The 22,439-nt window shown below is 38.0% G+C and carries 11 protein-coding genes; 1 reads left to right on the top strand and 10 read right to left on the bottom strand.

Annotated features, from left to right (window positions below):
* The first annotated feature begins 85 nt into the window (after positions 1–85).
* Positions 86–7,201 (top strand): Ig-like domain-containing protein, encoded by a 7,116-nt coding sequence (locus tag GTK47_RS18505; protein ID WP_165125930.1) that lies wholly within the window; start codon positions 86–88, stop codon positions 7,199–7,201.
* 70 nt (positions 7,202–7,271) lie between these two features.
* Here the strand turns inward: GTK47_RS18505 and GTK47_RS18510 are convergent, their stop codons facing one another.
* From GTK47_RS18510 to carA, 10 genes are all read right to left on the bottom strand, one after another.
* Positions 7,272–8,498: a RhtX/FptX family siderophore transporter gene (locus GTK47_RS18510; protein WP_165125933.1), complete on the bottom strand. Its 1,227-nt coding sequence runs from the start codon at positions 8,496–8,498 to the stop codon at positions 7,272–7,274.
* Between the two features lie 12 nt (positions 8,499–8,510).
* Positions 8,511–9,917 carry a PepSY-associated TM helix domain-containing protein gene (locus GTK47_RS18515; RefSeq protein ID WP_165125936.1) on the bottom strand — a complete coding sequence of 469 codons (1,407 nt, stop codon included), beginning with the start codon at positions 9,915–9,917 and terminating at the stop codon, positions 8,511–8,513.
* Positions 9,914–10,168: a hypothetical protein gene (locus GTK47_RS18520; RefSeq protein WP_109393204.1), complete on the bottom strand. Its 255-nt coding sequence runs from the start codon at positions 10,166–10,168 to the stop codon at positions 9,914–9,916. The genes GTK47_RS18515 and GTK47_RS18520 overlap by 4 nt, the downstream gene beginning before the upstream one ends.
* Positions 10,168–12,360: a TonB-dependent siderophore receptor gene (locus tag GTK47_RS18525; RefSeq protein WP_165125939.1), complete on the bottom strand. Its 2,193-nt coding sequence runs from the start codon at positions 12,358–12,360 to the stop codon at positions 10,168–10,170. The genes GTK47_RS18520 and GTK47_RS18525 overlap by 1 nt, the downstream gene beginning before the upstream one ends.
* A 132-nt stretch (positions 12,361–12,492) precedes the next feature.
* The gene (locus GTK47_RS18530; RefSeq protein WP_165125942.1) at positions 12,493–14,133 is read right to left on the bottom strand and encodes an ABC transporter ATP-binding protein; all 1,641 of its coding nucleotides are present in this window, start codon (positions 14,131–14,133) and stop codon (positions 12,493–12,495) included.
* Positions 14,123–15,817, bottom strand: a complete 1,695-nt coding sequence (locus tag GTK47_RS18535) for an ABC transporter ATP-binding protein (RefSeq protein ID WP_165125945.1) — start codon at positions 15,815–15,817, stop codon at positions 14,123–14,125. The genes GTK47_RS18530 and GTK47_RS18535 overlap by 11 nt, the downstream gene beginning before the upstream one ends.
* 213 nt (positions 15,818–16,030) lie before the next feature.
* On the bottom strand, positions 16,031–16,924 hold the full coding sequence (locus tag GTK47_RS18540) for an AraC family transcriptional regulator (protein WP_109393200.1): 894 nt from the start codon (positions 16,922–16,924) through the stop codon (positions 16,031–16,033).
* A gap of 167 nt (positions 16,925–17,091) precedes the next feature.
* Complete coding sequence (locus GTK47_RS18545; protein ID WP_088493748.1) at positions 17,092–17,235, bottom strand: Hok/Gef family protein; 144 nt, start codon at positions 17,233–17,235, stop codon at positions 17,092–17,094.
* Positions 17,236–17,739: 504 nt separating this feature from the next.
* Entirely contained in the window at positions 17,740–20,967 is a 3,228-nt protein-coding gene (gene carB, locus GTK47_RS18550) for a carbamoyl-phosphate synthase large subunit (RefSeq protein WP_165125948.1), read from the bottom strand.
* A gap of 17 nt (positions 20,968–20,984) precedes the next feature.
* A complete protein-coding gene (gene carA / locus GTK47_RS18555; RefSeq protein ID WP_165125951.1) occupies positions 20,985–22,148 on the bottom strand; it encodes a glutamine-hydrolyzing carbamoyl-phosphate synthase small subunit in 1,164 nt (387 codons plus the stop codon).
* Positions 22,149–22,439 lie beyond the last annotated feature (291 nt).

Below are 22,439 nucleotides of genomic sequence, written 5' to 3' on the forward strand. Positions count from 1 at the left end.
TTAATTAATTCACGTTCACTTTCTGATATCTAATACATCTATAAATACGAGAATCTCATCATTATTTGTTACGGTGAGTTTAAAAATGACAAAATTTAAAAGTGGACTAACGCCACAACTTTCTTCTATTACAAAGAAAGTTGCTTGGTTTAATATCTTTATTCAATTAGCATTTCCCATCTCGGCAACGCTCCCTGCCAACGTTTTCGCAAAAGAGAATATTCAAGAAAAACAAACAATTAATTTGGTACAAAAAAGAAACACTTATCAGGTTCAAAAAGATGACACGCCTGAATCTATTGCGAAAAAATTTAATATAAAATTATTTAGGCTTATTGAAGCGAATCCTGATTATGTTTCTTTAGTTGGTAAATTAAAAATAAAAGAAGGTATTACGCTTAATATACCTAATGAACCTTTATCGACAAATAAATGGCTAAATAACCATCAAGACACGTCTATTCCAACCACAAACGAGCAAGAGCTTGCACAAATTATTGTTGCTAACTCATCTTTGTTAAATACAGATACTGACGCAACACAATATGCAATAAACCAAATATCAAGCAAAGCCAATCAACAAATAGAACAATGGTTAAATCAATTTGGTCACGCTCAAGTTTCACTTTCAACAGATAAAAAATTCACTTTAGCAGGAAGCTCTGCTGATCTTCTTATTCCATTCTATGATAGTGAAAAGAATTTAGTTTTTTCTCAAACCAGTTATCACCGTAAAGATTCTCGAAGCCAGTTAAATCAAGGTATTGGTTACCGACATTTTACTGACAAGTTTATGGTCGGTCTTAATGCTTTTTATGATTACGATTTAAGCCGATATCACAGTCGCTTTGGTATCGGTGCTGAAGTATGGCGAGACTATTTTAAGTTAAGTGCCAATCACTACCATCGTCTATCTAACTGGCGGACCTCTGACGATGTTATGGATTATAATGAGCGTCCTGCTAATGGTTGGGATATTCGAACAGAAGGCTACCTACCGGCTTATCCACAATTAGGCGCAAAGCTTATTTTTGAACAATATTACGGGAAGGAAGTCGGTTTATTTGGTAAAGATAATCGCCAAGAAAATCCTCATGCTTATACCGCTGGACTTACTTATACACCAGTGCCTTTAATTACCTTCGGCGCTGAACGTCGCTTTGGTTTAAATGATAATCGTGATAATAAATTTGATGTAAATATCCAATATCGACTTGGAGAATCACTCTCTTCACAACTTAATCCAGATAATGTTCGAGCAACGCGTTTAATGTCCGGAAATCGCTATGATTTTGTGAACAGAAATAACGATATCGTTTTAGAGTATAAAAAGAAAACTTTAGTATTTCTCTCAATTACACCGACAATTAATGGTTACGCAAAAGAAGAAAAAGATTTAGGTGTGCAAGTGCGTTCTAAATATCCCGTTAAACAGATTGAATGGTCAGCAAGTCGCTTAATCTCTAATGGAGGTAAGATCCAACAGAATAATAATCTTAGCTACTCAATCATTCTTCCTCGTCATATTTCAGGTTCATCTGAAAAAAACAGCTACACAATAAGCGCCGTTGCTATTGATGAAAAAGGTAATCGTTCTGATCCGGTACAGAGTAAAATCAGCGTCGTTCAGTCTGCAATTAATACACAAAAGAGCCAATTTACACCGAAAACAACACAACTACCTGCTGACAATCATTCTGCACAAAATCTGACTTTATCAATTCTCGATAATGATAAGCTTCCCGTTGATATCGATATAAAAGAACTTTCATTAGATGTTCAATCTGATAATCCCAACAGCAACAGCCTAGTTTCACATTTCAGTAGAGTTGAAGCAGGGAAATATCAAGTCACAATAACCGCAGGAAGTACCCCTGAAATTGTGGCATTAACACCCAAGTTCAGAGATAACACCTTTAATCAGGCACAAGTTACTTTTGTTGCTGATACGCATTCTGCCATTATTCCTCAAGGCGGATTAACTGTAATTAAAAACCACGCACCAGCCGATGGTAAAAGCCAAAATAAAATTCAAGTTATCGTAACTGACATTAATGCGAATAGAATTCCTAACTATCCTGTTTCTTTTACCGCAGATAATGGTGCAACAATTATTGGCCAAGCGAACACTGACGCCGAAGGTAAAATTATTGTTCCAATCACCAATACGCATATTGGTAAAAGCATTATTAATGTCAGTGTTAAAAATATTACCTACTCAACTAATGTTGATTTTATTGCTGATATAAGCTCAGCAAAAATAAATACTTTTACTATTAATCCAAATAGTTCATTTGCCAATGGTACGGATGAAAAGTTAATTGCCTTCAATGTTATTGATAAAAATAACAACCCTGTTCCCAATACGAAAATTCAATTATCTGCAGATAATCAAGCTCTACTTAAAGAAATTGAAATAGTAACGGATAATCAAGGCAATGCATCAACAACAATGACCAGCAAAATAGCAGGTATTGTCACGGTCACTGCGCTGGTTAATAAAATAGCGACGAAAAAAACAACACAATTTATTGCAGACCTTTCTAACGGTAAAATTATTTCTGTAACACCATCGGCTCCCCCTTATATTGCTGATGGTAAAACAACCGTAACATTTACCGCGGTCGTTGAAGATAAAAATCACAACAAATTACCAAATGCGAAGGTCATTTGGTCTACGGATCGTGATGAACATATTGTTTCTATTGATGAAGTTTCAACAACGAATAACCAAGGTATTGCTAAAACAACAGTGACCAGCACTCAAGCCTTTGATGTTATTGTCACTGCGAGTATCAGTAATGAATCATTAGATGCACTACCCATTACTTTTATTGCTAATAACCAACAAGGTTTAATCTCTTTAACCACAAATAAAACTGAATTAATTGCAGATAATAAAGAACAAGCAATACTCACCGCAGTGGTAAAAGATAAATTTGGTAATAAATTACCCAACGTCACCGTTGAATGGCAATCTAATGCCTCAACCACACTCGATAAACAAAAAAGCATTACTGATAACCAAGGACAGGCAACTAATCAAATTCGAACCAAAAAAGCAGGCGCGACAGAAATTATTGCCACTCTTTCAAATAAAGAAAAAGCGCAAGTTACACTAACCGCTATTGCTGATCCAAATAGCGCCCACATCGTCTTAACCACTGTAAATAATAAAACAGAAGCTATTGCAGACAATAACGATACGATTACCTTAATAGCGCATGTTACGGATGCTGAAAATAATCCATTAATAAAACAATCTGTATTCTGGAATTCAACCCATAATGTGTTGAGTGAGAATATGGTGAAAACTGATGATAATGGTGATGTACAAGTTGTAATAAAAGGGACGGAAGCACAACCAACAACGGTTACAGCAACATTGGAAAACAACAAAAGTACCACACAAGATCTTCATTTTATTGCTGGCCAAGTTAATGCATCACAAAGTACATTTTCGATTGATCCTCAATCTATCGTGGCAAATGGCAGTTCCTTCGCAACAGGGACAATTACTCTAAAAGATAAATTTGGTAATCCTGTTCCAAGACAAGGTAAATTTATTGCACTCTCTGGTGATAACACCACCATCAAATTTAGTGCAATCAAAGAAATCGATACTGGCGTTTATCAAACAACCATCAATGGTAAACAGGAAGGTATTAGTCTTATTACCGCTCAATATGCTAATGCAAGTAACCGTTTTAATTTAACTCAACCTCTTGGTTTTATTGCTGATAAACAAAATGCCATGATCAATACGGTTAATGTTATCGCACCTTTTGATGTCACCGCAAATGGTACTGATAAAGTCATCATTCGTGCAAAAATTGTTGATAAACAAGGTAATCCAAGTATGGAAGGTATTGCTGTGGGTTGGTTAACCTCATTAGGTAAACTTTCGTTACCTATCAGCAAGACAGATAAAAATGGGATTGCAGAAATTACCTTAAGCAGTACACAAGCGGGCGCAGCACAAGTTACAGCGATGCTCGATAGCCAACAATCTCTTGATGCTGACCATTTGATTAACTTTAACACTGATGTAGTTTCTGCCGATAAATCTCAGCTATCACTTATCCCTAATACCATTGTTTCTGAAACAGGTCGCTCTCAAATTACGTTAACGCTAAAAGATAAATACGATAATTTATTAACAGGGTTAAAGGGCAAAATCAGCGTTAACTACAGTGCTGATTTAACTGCAAACACAACTGTATTTAATGAAATCTCAACCGGAGTTTATCAAGCTCAAGTTAGCGCATTAAAAGCAGGTCAAACAACAATCAGTGCCAACGTAAACTCTGTCACACTCACACAAACGGCACTATTAACTGTTCTACCTAATAGCCAGACAGCCAAAGTCGATAAGTTTGTGATCAGTGATACACAACCTCATGCAGGCGACACTATTACTTATCACGCTTATATTAGTGATAAAAATAATAATCCGGTTAATAGTGGTGTTAGCGTAACATGGGCAAGCGATAAAGATAGCTTACTCGCTAAACCGCTAACATTTACAGATAACAATGGTATTGCTGAAGTTGAATTAACACGTAATCCAGCAGGTATCGCTAAAGTTAATGCAGTATTAGTTTCAGGCAGCTACCCTGCTCCCGATGTCAATTTCGTAGCCGATGATGTTGATGAAAATAGTTCAGAAATTAACTTAATTCCAGTAACAATCGTCGCCAATGGCACAGATAAAGCACTGCTGACTTTAACGATTAAAGATAAAGGCGGTAATATTCTGCCAGACCAGCAAGTTGAGGGGATCTCTAATAACCCAACCATTCAATTTAGCTCAGCCAAACAAGTCTCTCCGGGCCATTATGAAATTGAAGTAACAGGCACTAAATCAGGTACAGCACAATTAAGTGTTAAAGTTAATGGCGTTGATTTCAAAAAACAAAAAAACTTACAACTGCGTGCTGATGCCACAACTTGGCAAGTAAAATCCGTCGATGTCGATAGAACAAGCATCATTGCTGGAGATAACGGTGTTAATTATCAAGCAACCATTGTGGATGCTAATGACAATATATTGCCTAACGTTATTGTGTCATGGAAGTTACAGGGATTAGCTGATGACTATGACTTTAGCACCTATACCGATACAAAGGGTATTGCAAGAACAAAAGTCACCAGCACTGTGGCGGGTATATTGAAAATGAGTGCTTATCTTGATTTAAATAATCATAAGCCAATTCAAGATGTCACTGTAACTCCTGCTGATATTGATGCCAATAAATCAACCTTTAGTAGCAATCGCCAATCAATAGGAGGTGATGATAAAGATAGCGCCCTACTAACTGTGAACTTAATGGATAAATACAGTAATACTATTGATGGTAAAACTGTTTCGGTTAAAGCCACCAGTGGTAGACCTAACTTTAGTGATAACCCACTAAATTCATTAGGAAAGGGTGAATATCAAACTAATCTTACTTCAAATGTTAAAACAGATATTATCTTAACAGCTGAAGCAGAAGGATTAACCATTGCAAAACCATTAACCATTAAAGTGACAATCCCTAAGCCCGATATTATTTTTGATAAACAAATCCAGCAAGAAACCTATGCTTCAGCACCTATCAACGCACTAGGTTATACGGGATTACCTAATAATATTAACGTGATGTGGTCTAGCTCCGATCCGACAATTGCCTCTATTGATACAACTAGCGGCAATATTTCGATGAAGAAAGCAGGTACAGCCATTATCACACTACAAACATCAGGTAATGATCAATATCAACCAGCTCAAAATAGCTATCCTTTAGTCATTGAAAAAGCGGCGCCTATTTTGCAATTAGCTTCATCAGGTGCAATTAAATCTGTATGGAATGATGGAATAACTCATAGCATTAACACCACTTTTGGTAATGCAGACGTAAAAAATGTTCCTTTATATTATGTCAGTGATGATCAACGTATAGCTACGATTGATGCTCAAGGAAATATTACCGGCGTGAAGCCTGGCAAAACCAAAATACACATAAAAAGTAATGCGACCGATCAATTTCTAGCAGATTCTTTAGCTGTTGATTATGAACAAGATAAAGGAATACTCCAAATCACTTTTACTAAAAATAACATTATTTTATCGGAAACGGACACTAATATTGATGTACAACAACCAACAACACCATTACCTAAAGAAGCACAAGGTGTCTGGTCAGCAAAAGATCCTAATATTGTCGCGATAAAAGAAAATGGAACCATTATTAAAATTACTTCAGGCACAACAGACATTATTTTAACATCAAAAGAAAATGACTATTTTTATGAATCAAAAGGAACTTATTCTGTTGATATAAGAAAAGTCCCTCACGTCACAATCAATTCAGTAACACGGAGGGTTGATAATAATAAAACTGCACAAACCATACCGACTATAAACACATCGATAAATTGGACGCCTGTTTATGAAGGTGACTCGTTAACTTTTTCCTGGCAACCGCCTGATACAACCACAAGTAGTTATGATGTCAATCTTGAACTATGGGATGGGGATCAAAAAACTAATCAAATCTTTGCTTATGATAAAACCCAACTTCTTGGTGGGCAAACAATCTCAACTTCATTTAAGATTGATAAGAAATTATTTAAAAGTACTCAGCTTAAAATCAAAGTCATTGTATTTGATCTTTTCGATACAGATCCGAATACAAATACAGGTAGACAGTATGCAGTTTATTATCCACTAAATATTAAGCCCATCGCTCCTGAGTATATGGATTTTAGATTAGAAGGACGTATTATCTTTATTAATACAAATAATGGTGCGACAAGAGGAAGCTGTCAGGAGACAATATCAGATCCAACAACTCACGTTATTGCTGAGCCTATCTACACATTGGGTTCCGCCAATCAAATATTTCTATCTCCTGTCACTATCAGCCATAATTTAATCGATATTATAGGCGACTTTAGTCGAAGTACTGTAGATTATAATGATAAAACCATTGAGTCGGTTTCTGTTGACAATGCAAATCATTCAACAACCAGTCATAGTAACGCAATGAAGGAACAGTGCTGGACTCCGTTGGCGGGTACTCCTCATTCAGGGAGCGCAACTCTAGTAACTCACATAACAATCAATGGTGTAGAGAAAACCTTTACTCAATCCGTGAAATGGAATGGAGATGGTAATCCATCCACGAATAACGTGGAAAAAATACTAAATCAATAATTCATTTTATTAAATTAAGAAAGAGCCCATTAGGGCTCTTTCTTAATTTAAAGCTACTTTTTTAATAATCTCATTCTGTTAATTTATATCGCTCTTGATACCTTACGTTTACCAGTGTCACCAATAAAGCAAAGAGTGCAATCGCTGCGGCTAACCCGAAACCTCCGCTATATCCAATCAGTGCAGTTAAACTCACTAACATCATTGCACACGCCATTTCCCCTATATCACGCATGCTTTGTACCGCAGTCATATCTGTACCTGCTTGATTATCCGTTGATGCAAAACGCATACCTGCGGTCATAATCGCCACAGAAGTGATCCCTGATGATAGCGATCCCAAGACAATACACAGCGCAACGATCGAAAGGCTAATTGTGCCAGTTGATTGCGAAAGCCATAATAATGATGACACCAAAGCACACAGTAATCCGGCAGAAAAAGCACGCCATACACCAATCTTATTAATTAACCAAGCACCACCACCGCAACCAAAGAAAAGAGTCACCATACCGCCCATCATGCCCATTTTTCCGACATCAGCTAAAGGCCAACCACTATCAGTTAAAAATAATTTCGCCAAACCAAAACCTGAAACTGCGGTTACTGCAGAAAGTAATGTCAACGTTAATAGTCTGATAGCCCCTTTTCTACGCACCGTTTTTAATAGGCTAGCATTAGGTGAATCATTATATTCACCTTCATCATATTTGGCTTTTTGACGAAATAACGTAATAAAAAATAAACTAATAGCAGGAACTGAGGCAAAAAAGAGTAATGCCGTATGCTGACCTAGCTTATCACTGAGGATCATCATGCCCGCTCCTCCTAAGAAAAAACCCCCCATCACACCTGCAATTTGAACGGCATTAATTTTTGATAATAACGTACCACTTGCATGTTCAGCCGCCATTCCATCAGTGGCGATATCTTGTGTCGCACTCGCCAATGAAGCGACTGCTAATAAAGCCACACCCCATTTCGCCATCTCAACTGAAATCCCTATCAATGCTAAGAGTAATAAGCAGAGAGTCACAATGATTTGCATGGGAATAATCCAGCTATGGCGACGACCTAAAGATTTAAACCAATAATTATCAACAACAGGCGCCCATAAAAATTTTAATACCCACGGTAATCCGACTAATGGAATAAATGCTATCGCGCTTAAAGCAGAACCTTCTTGGCGCAATAATGTAGGTAAAGCGTCCATTGCAATACCCATCGGAATACCTTGTGCTAAATAAAGTAAACCCAACGTAATAACCAATTGACGATGTTTTAATAATTCTTGCATAACGGACTCCAATTACTGTCTTTTTAGTAGAAAAAGACCCATCAAAAAATAGAAAACGGCACTGATCAACAAGGCACAACTTACCCACCACAAAGCAGCATGAGTTATAAATAAGTGACTAAAGACACTTATTAATAAAACCACGCTACTTATGGTTAAAATAAGAAAAGTAAGTTTGATCACTTGCGGATAAAGAAAATAAAAAAGAAGCGTTATTAACCAGATACTAAAAAAAGGCAGTATCTGTGATAACGCGGAGAAAATAGCGATAGGAATTAAACATGTGCTGGCAAAAATTAAGCCAATACAACTTCCTAACACTAAACGGGAACTGATATTAATGGGATTTTTTAATATCCAAATGACTAACCCACTAAAGGTTAATACACAGGCCATCATTCCCATTAGGCAATGAAGCACCGATAAACTAAAGTTTGCTGAGCCCGTCCATAAATATTGCCCATAATGCACAGGCTGAACGGCAATAAAAGCACGCGTCCAAAATGCCTGAGATACAGAACTTTTTTCTGTAATCCAGTGATTATCTAAACCAGAAAAAAAGAACTGCTCAAAATTAGCCGTACTGGGTAAATATAAATGAGTACCACTGACTGTAATTTGCTGCTCGGCATCACCTTTATTTTTCCAATTAATAGCTTCAGGAATAAAGTCTGGTTTTTCTTGTGAAAGGTGAATTAACAATGAGCTAGGAGAAGATGCAGTAAACTCAGATGAAATGGGTGTTGATTGTCCCATTAATTTCATCATGACTTGTGCTGGTGCTTCTGGCTCCACATATTTTGCGAGCATTAATGTACCGAATGCCCCTAATCCTGATAATGCCCCCGTTAATGCAAACATTACGAGCCACGGATAACTCCATAATCCAATAACATTATGCAAATCAAAGAAAAACAGCCTACGCCCTTGATTAAAACGGAGTCGAAATAATTGATAGATTTTACGGTGATGAATAACAATGCCGGTTATTAGTAATAGCGCAAAAACAAAACCAAATAAGCTAATAAATAATCGCCCAGAAAAACCTACAAATAGATTTTTATGTAAATTAACAATAGGAGAGATAACCTCTCTTAAGCTAATTTCTTCACCTGTTTGTGCATTTAATTGTAGTGAACAATCCCCCATTCCTTGGCAGAAAGTAATAATAGGATGATCAATCGATGCTAATTTCACACTATTAAAACCGTTTCCGCCTAAGAGGTATTCACCTTTTACTAATAACTGATCTAATGGCAATAATTCTTTATTTAACGGCTTAAATTGAGCCCATAAATTTAAATTTTCATGCGCTAATGACCATGTACCTGTAAATAAAATAACAAATAATAGAATGCCAAATAAGGTTCCTGTTTGACGATGAAGTTGTGAGAACTGGCGTTTTAATATCGCTTTCATAAAGTAAACTCCAACAATATTAAAGGTAAAGGCCACCAGCTCCATGCTCGCCAAAATACCTGTTTTCCATTCACTGAAAGCAAACTAAAACAGAGCATTCCACATAGAAATAAAACAGGTAAAAAGACGGCTGCATACAGACGATCAAGCGGATCTACACTGGGATAAAAGGTTGTTATCAGTAATGACAGCGTAATACTTCCGATTACGCTGCCTAAAACAGCACAACTGATCAGCAGTGCTTTTTGCATTAGAAATCAGCCTTGATATTCAACATCACATTACGAGGTTCACCGTAACGGTTATTCCATTGCGGAGAGAACAGGCTTGAGTAGTAACGCTTATCAAAGACGTTATTAATATTTAATGCTGCAGACCAGTTTTCATTAATTTGGTAGCCTAAACGTGTATTAAATATCGCATAGCCACCTTGGCGTAACGTAATTTCTCCGTTAGTTTTGCTATATTCACTTTGTGCTTGAATACCACCGCCCACGCTCCATTTACGTGCATCCCAGGGCAATTGATAGTTTGTCCACGCTCTGATCATATGACGAGGCACTAATGAGTTAAAACTATTGCCTTTATTAAGGGTGTCTTCTTTATATTCTGTGTCAGTGTAGGTATAACCGACAGAGAGATCCCAAAATGGCGATAAATACCCCATTCCTTCAATATCAAAGCCTTGGCTAACAACTTTGCCACCACTAATAAGATAGGTATTAAAACCACCACCAGGATGTGCAGGATCTTCTTGTGGATTATTTTTCATATCAATACGGAAAACCGCGGCGGAGACGTTAAGCCCACCATTCATCAACGCACCTTTGAATCCCGTTTCAACAGTTTGTCCTTCTACTGGTTTTAACATTTCACCACTCCAAGTTTTCCCTGTTTGTGGTTGATAAACCGTAGAATAACTGCTGTACCATGACCATTGAGGTGCAAAGTCCCAAATCAAACCACCATAAGGCGTGATTTTTCCATTTTCAGTGAACTTAGCTTGCGGTTTTGTCACTTCCCACCAGCTCGCTCTTGCGCCTGCAACCAACGTAACAGGCTCAATAAGCTTGATCCGGCTCATTCCATAAACGCCAGTTTGTTCTGTTTTTGTCGCACCTTGAGAGGAATAGCCCGTTACTTGTGGTTTCGGCACACTATGAGGATCCCAACGATAAACATTCACAGGGACATTGAGAGGATCTTTAAATTGCCCTGTATGCTGTTCCTCGCTAGCTTTCGAGTAACTCATCCCTACTATCACATCATGCTGCAATCCCCAGCCACTGAGTTTTCCTGTGACATTGGTATCGAGACTTGTTTGATAGTTATGGAACTTGTAAGCGCCGCCCATCAGCATGGCTCCATCACCCGTTTCAGGATCAATATTTCCCCATGCTCCTGCATACAGCAAACGCGCTTTAGCATATTGATAATCAGCATTTATTTTAAACAGCCAATCATCATTAATTTGATGTTCAATTCCAGTAAATAGACGTGTGGTATCCCATTTGAATTTATCCCAATCAGCATCTAAATAGGTTTTACGAGAAAGATGTAAATCACTCCCATCTTTCCCCATTGGCACACCAGCCATATTGGTGATGGAATCGATTGTTTGATATTGAATACCTGTGCGTAATAGCGTGTTAGATGTTAAATCAGCATCAACAGTGGCATAAATTAAGCGTGTTTTTTGATCTGAAATATCGTAGAAGAAATCTTTATCTTCCCATGCCATTACAACTCGACCACGGACACTACCGTCTTGATTTAAACGCCCGCCCACATCGACTTCACCGCGATAACGGTTCCAACTTCCAGCCGTAAATGTTGCTTTTAATTGATCGTCTAAAGGTGCATGTTTACGTACCATATTGACGGTTGCCGCAGGATTCCCCATTCCATGCATTAATCCGTTAGAGCCTTTTAAGATCTCAACACGTTCATAAACAGCCATATCTTGCGGCGAACTTGCCATATTTCCCATTAAAGCAGGAACACCATCAAGCTCAAAAGAATTGATTTGAAAGCCACGAGCGTAATAAGCCGTTGTTAATAAAACAAAAGGTGCGCTAGTAACCCCATTAGCGCGAGTCATTACTTCATCAAGGGTATTTAAGTTTTGAGTTTCTATTTGCTCTCTGTCTATCACAGAGACTGTTTGAGGGATCTCTCTGGGCTTAAGTGCCATTTTACTTAATGTACTAACGCCTGGAGCAAGGTTATCGCGGTGTTGTGCTGTGCTTTCCGTCACCACCAAAACATCGACTTCTTTATTATTTTCTGTTGCTGTATTTGCAATGGCTGAAAGTGAAAATAAAGCGGTAAAACATAAAATAGCGCATTGTGTTAATGCCAATTTATTTTGTGTACGTTGATTTAATACCGGTGACAATTTCTGTGTTTTATCTAAGTTAGCTAAAGAAGAAATGTAAACCATACCCATCCCAAAATATTCAAATGATAATGGTTATCACTCTATCAATTTTGGGATTAGGGTATTTTAGATTGCCAAATTATCTCTTTCGATTGCCAATCGATATTGCATCACAACGAATAAAGATCGAAAAATTCAATGAGATCCACAAAAACGTGAGAACCATGTTGAAGATAACAACAATACATCAGGAGAACCTTCTTCAATGACTTTTCCGTCATCAAGCACAATGACATGTTCCGCCCGTTTGGCAATATCCGGATCATGAGTGATCACGACTCGGGTGGATGTTAGGTTTTCAAGATAAAGAGCCACTTTTTCACGACTAACTGTATCAAGACTTGCCGTAGGTTCATCTAAAAATAAGATCTTAGGATCGGCTAATAATGAACGCGCTAAGCATAGTCGTTGTTTTTGGCCACCAGAATAACGGTCACCTTGCTCCCCCACATCGTCATCTAAATCAGTTTGAGTCAACGGTAAATTCAATGCATTGAGTAACTGTAAAATATTCTTATCGCTGATTATTGATTGCTCATCTTGTAATAATGACCAGCGTAAAGTACCTCTAATTAACTGGTTATGCTGAAATACAATTTGTCTTGTTTCCGCTAATACACTCTCGGATAAGTCGTTAACTTTTTTATCTCCATAAAAAATTTGCCCTTTATCCGCATCAATAATACGCGCTAAAACACGTAGTAATGTTGTTTTACCTGCACCAGAACTTCCTACAATTGCAGTCATTTTTTTATCAGGACAACATACTGAAATATCAGAAAGAATAGCTTTACCTGTATGGTTATTGATATTGAGTTGCTCACAATAGATCTGATAATTTTTCGGTACTTCACTCTCTACTAGGCTATGTAACGTTGGTGTATTCAACGCATTTTTAATTAATGTGAGTGATTGTTTGCTTTGCCTTAACGCTTGATCAATATGAGAAAGCTGAAATAACGGTTCAATAAAACGAGCAATTAATACAACAACAGCTAACCACTGCGCTAAGGCGAGTTTATTAGCATCAACATTTATCACACCCAACACGAGAACTCCGATAAAAATAACCTGAATACAAAGAGAAAAGATCAGATGATAAGGTAGGCTTCGTTGTAATAACTGTACCTGTTGGTGATGTTGGGCTAACAGATCTTGCTGTAATTGCTGTGAAAATTGTGTATTGCGCCCACTTTTACGTAATAACGCCTGATGTTGTGCAAAATCAGCCAATGTTTTTGCTGCAACGTTCTCCGCTGTTTGGAGTGTGGCCTCTTGTTTATGTAACCCTTTGGCACTAATTCGCATTACAACAACGAGTAATAGTGCAGAGGCCATAAAAACAAAAGCGAAAGAGAGGTTATAAAATAAGAGGCCAATAATAACGGTTAAAGGTGTGACAACCACACTAATCACTGGAGCCAACAAATGTGCAGGAATGCTCATTGCACTCATTGCAGCGCCTGAGCACAGTGTTTGCGATTGAGGAGGTGGTGTTAAACTACGAGGCAAATGACGGATCAAGGCTTGAACTAAGATTTTCATCACCGTCGTCCCCGCAAGAAAACCTTTTAATGTCGCAATATACTGAAAAATAAGTGTAATTAATGTTAATCCTGCTAGCATCCATAAATATTGGCTTGGATCTTGATGCCAATAGATAATAATCGGTAATAACAATAATCCACATAGCCCTTCTAGAATGGCACTAATCACCATAAAACTAAGGGGAAATTTTAAAGATAACAGTAATGAAACAAAGGGATTAGTCTTCATTTTGCTCTCCTTGTTTCTGAACAAAATCACGATAGCGTTCACATTCAAGTAGCAAATCATTATGATTTCCCATTGCGACTAACCTTCCATCAACCATAAATATCACTCTATTCACCTGTTGCGCTAACGCCAAAGAATGCGTCACAACAACTCGTGTCATTGTTTTATTTTTCAATGCATTAAAAATATATTGTGCATTATCAGGATCAAGCGCTGAAGAAGGTTCATCAGCCAATAACAATGGACTATTGGCAATAAAAGCGCGAGCTATCGCTAAGCGTTGTGCTTCACCGCCAGAAAGTGGCGTTTCATCATTGATGATCGTAGATAAACCTTGAGGAAGAAGTTCAATAACCTCAGCAAAATGCGTTTCATTAATTGCAGATTGAAGTTGTTCTTCACTACAATCTGGATTAAATAACAATAAGTTATCTTTAATAGAATAAGGTAATGGTTGGCTGTTTTGCATCACCACAGTGGTGATTTGGTTTAATGCATGACGTGAATATGCTTGTAAGCGCTTATTCTCAATTAAGATCTCACCTGATGTTGCATCCATAAATCGAGCAATCAGTTGTAATAAAGAGCTTTTTCCTGCACCAGAAGGCCCGACAATGGCAATAAACTCCCCTTTTTTAATTTCAAAATTAATATTATCGAGGATCTTTTTGTCACCATAAGAGAGGCAAACAGAATTTGCCGTTAACGCGACACGATGAGAACCTCCCTCTAAAGATTGTTCACCATATTGCATTTCAGGCTGCTGTAATAATTGCTGGATCCGCTGTGCAGATTTTTTTGCAATACGTAAAGCATCACCACCATGCCCCATCGCCATTACAGGCTCTGCAATACGTCTTAGTAATAAAATAAACAGTAATAAATCTGCCAATGGTAATCTTTGTTCAAAAGTAACCACTCCTAGTAATAACCAGCCTGTGAGTAAGGTTGCACTTAATAATAACTGGGTTAGTGATCCTAATAATCCAACTCTTTTAACCCAATTTTGAAAATGAAAAACAAAATTAAATAAAGCTTTTTCTGTTTTACTGATAATGCCTTTATGTGGAAATTGACGTGCAACAAGCGGATTTTCTGCAAGAAGTTGATAATCTTCAAAGAGGGTTTTCATCGCACTATCACGCTGTTCACAATAAGTTTGATAACGTGAAGATTGTGTTTGTTTAAAACAAAAATAAGCGATGAGGAGAGGAATAAGGGCAAAAAGCAGTAAAGAAAGATTTAATATTGATAACACAACTATCGCAATAACAGGTACAACAATAAATTGCACAATATCAGCAGGCGCATGAGCAATTAATTGATGTAACGCTTTAATATCACGCTGAACATATTGGTTAACACCGTTTTTCCCTTGGCTAACAAACCAATTTAACGGTAATTTCTGCATTTTTTCTGATAATGCTGATCGTAATTGATAGGTTAATTTAGCGTCCATTAAATGCGTTAAATGAAATGCAATGGTTTGTGATATTAGCCATACCATTCCACCAATAACAGCAATGGTTAACCACAACGTATTACTAGAAGGAAAAGAAAGAAGAAGCTGATAAAGCGCTAACCAAGGTACTAAAGAACTAAAACCTGCAATAGCTTGTAGCAATAAGGCACCTATTAATAAAGTGCGATAAGGACGCAACAACGCCCATAATTCGTTATGCATAATGATCTCCACAACATATTGTGGAACTATAACGAAAAGGGTATTTACCCTCTAGCAACAAGGCTTTAGATTGCGAGACTATTACTTTCGATTTAGAAGCAAATTGCTTATTTACTAAGCAAGATAGAGAGAAGTGAAATTAATTATCTGTTTAAGGTGCGGTAACTAAAATGGAAGGAATATTAATATTACCCATAAAGTTAATAAAATCAATTAAGGCGTGAAATGCCCTTTGCGTACATCTCCTGGTAATATACCAAAACGTTTACGAAACGCGACGGAAAAATGAGCTGGCGTATACCCAACATAATAGGCAACACTTGATATAGATTCCCCTTCATTTAGCAACATATTATATGCGGTTTGTAAGCGGTATTCTTGTAGCCAACCATAAACAGAATTGCCAAATAATTGACGAAAGCCTTGGGTCAGTTTTCGTGTATTTAATCCCACACGTGCCGCTAATATTTCAAGTTTCGGTGGTGTTTCCATTTCAGCAATTAAAATCTCTTTCGCCTGTTTTAAGCTGTTTTTTTCACGCTGACTTAATGGTCGATTAGCAGGCTCTTGCGCATGACATAAATATTGCAAACTTAATGAAGCAAATTCACACGCTTTACCAGAGTAATAAAGTGGTTTTAAAGAGTCGTGAACAGGGTTTTGAAATAACTGCATGGTTAACGCCAAAAAAGTGTTATCCATAGTCAAATGATGCAACATAAGTGATTGATTTTGTTGCAGGATGGGAGGCAACAAAATATGTTGTTGCTCAAGCCACTGAGATGATAATTGCAATAATGTGTATCTTAGGGGATCGCCAGATTTAAATTGATTCAATAAAGAATAGCGTTCAACACTATTAGCAATAAAAATACTCGGTGTCGCTATCTCTATTTTCTGCCCATTGACACTTTCACTAATCACACTTCCACTATGAACAGCCACTAAATTAAAGCCCGCTTGATAAGTCTCTTCAATCTGTAGATCTTCAGTGGTTTCTAATACACCTTGGCGCAATAAAATTTGGTCTTGAAAGCGATATTCTTCAACCTGCTGATGCTTAGGTTGATAACCAATATATGAATAGAATGAAGAGTGTTGAGACATAATAGAAAGATATCAATAGAGTAAATAATCACCTATGTTGTCAAACATTCAACGAAATAGCAATCATTATCATTTATATCGAATAGCCTATTTTAAAGACAGGGTGCTTGTACCACAAATCTAACAACCTGAAGAAAAATTGGGGGGAGAAAACCTCCCCCACCAAACTATTTATTGCACATCAAAATAGCTTGAACTACAGTGCTTCCATCACTAATGTTAAGAGAACATAATCGTTCACCTACAATCATTGTGAAAGAAAGAACGGTCGCACAAATAACAGTAATTCCAAATAAGGTTATTTTAGTCAATTTTATTGACTCCTTTGTGAAAAGGAGACAGAATCAAGTTGTTCAGGTTTGAGTCTGTCCCCGGATTTTATGAGAATAAAATTCGGGGCTTTTCTCTTTCTGGCTCTTGCAAAATGCTTGAACCAAAATGATCCAAGCACCCACCAATATAGTAACAGAAATTTCTCTATCCCCTATACCTTATCAGTGGTAAATTGCAAATTTAATCGAGTTAAAACAACATGTTACCTTATTAAGTAAAATGATTTACTATTGACTAAAACACCAAAAAAAGACAAAATAAATTCGCTAAAACAAAGAAATTAACTTGTTTTATTTTCTTGACTCCTTACTTGAAAAAAAGATCCGCACCCACCTCTTTGTTTTGCAATCGCCCCAAATAAATTTATTTGGGGCTTTCTTTTTTCCGTAAAATTTTCTTTTTTTAAATAGCGATAAAAAAACAAAAAATCCCGAATACAAGTTTCCTCATATTCGGGAGCATTATTACGGCAATAAATAAACTTAAACTTTATTTATCTTTTTATGCATTTCTTGCACTGAAATAACACTCGCCGTCGGATCTGCCGTTAATGATAGTGTTGTTGCAAATCCGCCATTTAGCGTCGTGTCATAATGGACTTTATATCTTAATGCACTGCGACGAATAATTTTAGAATCTTCAATGGCTTGACGACCAGATGTGGTATTAACGATATAGTCATATTCACCATTTTTAATTCTATCTTCAATATGCGGTCGCCCTTCATGCACTTTATTGACTAAACGTGGATTTATTCCCGCTTCACCTAATACAATAGCTGTACCATGTGTAGCATCTAATTCAAATCCACTTTTTAGTAATTTTGTCGCCAAATCAACAACGCGCTTTTTGTCACCTTCACGCACAGAAAGAAGGGCTCTACCTTTTTTCTTCATAGTAGAACTGCTGCCTAACATCGCTTTAGCAAAGGCTTGTGCAAAGGTTGCACCAACACCCATCACTTCACCTGTTGAACGCATTTCTGGCCCTAAAATTGGATCAACTCCAGCAAACTTATTGAAAGGTAAAACCACTTCTTTTACAGAGTAATAAGGAGGAATAACTTCTTTTGTTACGCCCTGCTCTTCAAGACTTTGACCAATCATGACACGCGCAGCAACTTTGGCTAATGGCACACCTGTAGCTTTTGAAACAAAAGGCACCGTGCGGGCGGCACGAGGATTGACTTCGATAAGATAAACATCATCCCCCTTCACCGCGAATTGTGCATTCATCAACCCTTTTACACCTAATTCAAAAGCAAGCTCACGGACTTGTTTACGCATCACATCTTGAATTTCTTTGCTTAAGGTATAAGCAGGCAATGAGCAAGCCGAGTCACCAGAGTGAACACCCGCTTGTTCGATATGCTCCATAATGCCACCAATCACCACTTGTTTACCGTCGCAAATCGCATCAATATCGACTTCAATCGCATCATCAAGAAAACGATCTAATAAGACAGGGGCATCGTTTGACACACTGACTGCAGTTTGGAAATAACGACGTAAATCAACTTCGTCATAAACAATTTCCATTGCACGCCCACCAAGTACATAAGAAGGACGAACCACCAGCGGATACCCAATTAGTTGTGCTTTTTCTACTGCTTCTTCTAAAGCGCTCACTGTGGCATTTTCAGGCTGTTTAAGCCCTAATTTATCAACCGCTTTTTGGAAACGTTCACGATCTTCAGCTTTATCGATAGCATCTGGCGTTGTTCCAATAATAGGCACACCTTCAGCTTCTAACGCTCTGGCTAATTTTAAGGGTGTCTGTCCACCATATTGCACGATCACCCCTTTCGGTTTTTCAATACGTACAATTTCAAGCACATCTTCTAACGTAACAGGTTCAAAATAGAGTCTGTCAGAGGTGTCATAATCCGTTGAAACCGTTTCAGGGTTACAGTTCACCATGATGGTTTCATAACCGTCTTCACGCAACGCAAGTGCTGCATGAACACAGCAATAATCAAATTCAATCCCTTGACCTATACGATTTGGTCCACCCCCTAAGATCATCACTTTAGGTTTATCTTGATGTGGATTTGCCTCGCACTCATCTTCATAAGTCGAGTACATATAAGCCGTATCAGTCGCAAATTCTGCCGCACAAGTATCAACTCGTTTATAGACAGGATGAAGCTGATATTGCTCACGTAATTGGCGAATAGCACGCTCTTTTACGTTAAGTATTTTAGCTAGGCGCGCATCAGCAAAGCCTTTACGTTTTAACTGACGCAAGAAATCAGCACTTAATCCTTTTATACCAACTTCACTGACTTTTTCTTCAAGACGCACGATTTCTTCAATTTGAACTAAGAACCAGCGGTCAATATTGGTGAGATTAAATACACCATCAACAGATAGCCCCGCACGGAAAGCATCCGCGATATACCAAATTCTGTCTGAACCGGCTTCTTTTAGCTCACGGCGAATTTTCGTTAATGCTTCAGGGTCGTCTAAATCGACTTTAGGATCAAAACCTGTCGCCCCAACTTCAAGGCCTCGTAATGCTTTTTGCAAGGACTCTTGTTGTGTTCTACCAATTGCCATCACTTCGCCAACAGATTTCATTTGTGTTGTTAATCTGTCATTTGTTCCGGCAAATTTTTCAAAGTTAAAGCGAGGGATTTTTGTCACAACATAATCAATAGATGGCTCGAAAGAGGCCGGTGTTCTCCCGCCAGTGATATCATTCATTAGCTCATCAAGGGTATAACCTACTGCTAATTTTGCAGCGACTTTTGCAATGGGGAAACCTGTCGCTTTAGAGGCAAGCGCGGATGAACGAGAAACCCGAGGGTTCATTTCGATAACAATCAAGCGCCCGGTTTTAGGATCAACGGCAAATTGAACGTTAGAACCGCCTGTTTCAACACCTATCTCACGTAATACCGCCATCGAGGCATTACGCATAATTTGATATTCTTTGTCGGTAAGTGTTTGTGCTGGCGCGACAGTAATGGAATCCCCCGTATGAATTCCCATTGCATCAAAGTTTTCGATAGAGCAGACGATAATGCAGTTGTCATTTTTATCGCGTACAACTTCCATTTCATACTCTTTCCAACCAATCAGTGATTCATCAATTAACAGTTCATTGGTTGGTGATAAATCTAAACCTCGGGTACAGATTTCTTCAAATTCTTCACGATTATAGGCAATACCGCCACCTGTTCCCCCCATCGTGAATGAAGGTCGAATAATACAAGGGAAACCAACTTGTTCAGCAACAGCAAAAGCTTCATCGAGGTTATGTGCAATACCTGAGCGAGCAGTATCTAAACCGATTTTTTTCATCGCTTTATCAAAGCGTTGTCTATCTTCTGCTTTATCAATTGCATCGGCTGTTGCACCAATCATGGTGACACCAAACTCAGCTAAAACACCTTGGCGCTCTAATTCTAAAGCGCAGTTCAGTGCTGTTTGCCCGCCCATTGTCGGCAATACTGCATCAGGGCGCTCTTTTTCAATAATTTTTCTCACAACTTGCCAGTGAATAGGCTCAATGTACGTTGCATCGGCCATTTCAGGATCGGTCATAATGGTTGCAGGATTTGAATTTACCAAAACAACTCGATATCCCTCTTCACGTAGGGCCTTACATGCTTGAGCGCCTGAATAGTCAAATTCACACGCTTGTCCGATAACAATCGGCCCAGCACCTAAAATCAGGATTGTTTTGATATCTGTTCTTTTAGCCATTTTCTTTCGCTCCTGATTTATTTTGTTGTCACTGATTGCAGGTTTTGACGATATTGCGCGATAAGCTCGATAAAGTGATCAAAAAGAGGTGCGGCATCATGTGGCCCTGGGCTAGCTTCTGGGTGCCCTTGGAAACTGAATGCAGGTTTATCTGTACGATGAATACCTTGTAAAGAGCCATCAAACAGAGATTTATGTGTCACACGTAAATTAGTAGGAAGTGATGTTTCATCAACAGCAAATCCATGATTTTGCGCTGTGATCATCACAGTATTTTTATCCAGATCTTTTACAGGATGATTACCACCGTGATGACCAAATTTCATTTTGATGGTTTTTGCGCCACTGGCTAATGCGAGTAATTGATGCCCTAAGCAAATACCAAATACTGGAATATCAGTGGTTAAAAAGGTTTGAATGGCGTTAATGGCATAATCACAGGGCTCTGGATCCCCGGGACCATTGGAAAGGAAAATGCCATCAGGAGAAAGAGCTAAAACATCTTGAGCTGGCGTTTGTGCTGGTACAACGGTAACTCGACACCCTCGATCCACCAGCATACGTAAAATATTGCGTTTCACACCAAAATCATACGCCACAATATGCAATGGCAATTCAGTTGCTAATTTAGCTGCGGGTAATTCATTTTCTAGCGTCCAACTTCCTTGAGTCCACTGATAAGGCTGTTTGACGGTGACTGTTTTGGCTAAATCCATTCCCTTTAAGCCAGGAAAGGCTTTGGCTTTTTCAAGAGCAAGTTTGGTATCAAGATGTTCACCGGCAATGATACAGCCGTTTTGCGCGTCTTTTTCTCTCAGCAAACGAGTTAACTTACGTGTATCAATGTCCGCAATAGCGACAATATTTTGGCGTTTAAGATAATCAGATAACGTTTCTTGTGCACGATAGTTGCTCATCACTAATGGTAAATCGCGAATAATTAAGCCTTGAGCATGGATGGTTTCTGATTCTTCGTCTGAACGATTAACGCCAGTGTTGCCAATGTGGGGATAAGTGAGAGTAACAATTTGTTGGGAGTAAGAAGGGTCGGTTAGTATTTCTTGATAACCGGTCATTGAAGTATTAAAAACGACTTCACCGATGGCGGCGCCTTCTGCGCCAATCGACTTGCCGTGGAATTCGGTCCCATCTTCTAGAACCAGTATAGCTTTTCTAATCAAAACGCCCTCCAGAGAATAATAAATCATATTTCATGCATATTAATTCAGATTTAAGACTCTAAATCAATGCCAAAAACATAAAATTGGGCAAATTTTTGGCAAATTGGGCGCATTCTAAAGATCGAATAGGCAGATGTCTAGAAAAAACACCTTTTTAATTTAAAAAATATCATTCATTAGCAATTTAGTTAACCAAGTGACAATTTATATAACCAATCTTACAAATTTAACCGTTTGCTTACCAAGATAATTTAAAAACCAAAGAAAAAAGGCTAAAAATGAGGATTTGGT

It is taken from the genome of Proteus sp. ZN5 (assembly GCF_011046025.1).
Lineage (GTDB): Bacteria > Pseudomonadota > Gammaproteobacteria > Enterobacterales > Enterobacteriaceae > Proteus.

What these genes read in the sequence shown, in the direction of transcription:
- GTK47_RS18505 (WP_165125930.1), top strand. Translation starts at nt 86, where the DNA reads ATGACAAAATTTAAAAGTGGACTAACGCCACAACTTTCTTCTATTACA.
- GTK47_RS18510 (WP_165125933.1), bottom strand. Translation starts at nt 8,498, where the DNA reads ATGCAAGAATTATTAAAACATCGTCAATTGGTTATTACGTTGGGTTTA.
- GTK47_RS18515 (WP_165125936.1), bottom strand. Translation starts at nt 9,917, where the DNA reads ATGAAAGCGATATTAAAACGCCAGTTCTCACAACTTCATCGTCAAACA.
- GTK47_RS18520 (WP_109393204.1), bottom strand. Translation starts at nt 10,168, where the DNA reads ATGCAAAAAGCACTGCTGATCAGTTGTGCTGTTTTAGGCAGCGTAATC.
- GTK47_RS18525 (WP_165125939.1), bottom strand. Translation starts at nt 12,360, where the DNA reads ATGGTTTACATTTCTTCTTTAGCTAACTTAGATAAAACACAGAAATTG.
- GTK47_RS18530 (WP_165125942.1), bottom strand. Translation starts at nt 14,133, where the DNA reads ATGAAGACTAATCCCTTTGTTTCATTACTGTTATCTTTAAAATTTCCC.
- GTK47_RS18535 (WP_165125945.1), bottom strand. Translation starts at nt 15,817, where the DNA reads ATGCATAACGAATTATGGGCGTTGTTGCGTCCTTATCGCACTTTATTA.
- GTK47_RS18540 (WP_109393200.1), bottom strand. Translation starts at nt 16,924, where the DNA reads ATGTCTCAACACTCTTCATTCTATTCATATATTGGTTATCAACCTAAG.
- carB (WP_165125948.1), bottom strand. Translation starts at nt 20,967, where the DNA reads ATGGCTAAAAGAACAGATATCAAAACAATCCTGATTTTAGGTGCTGGG.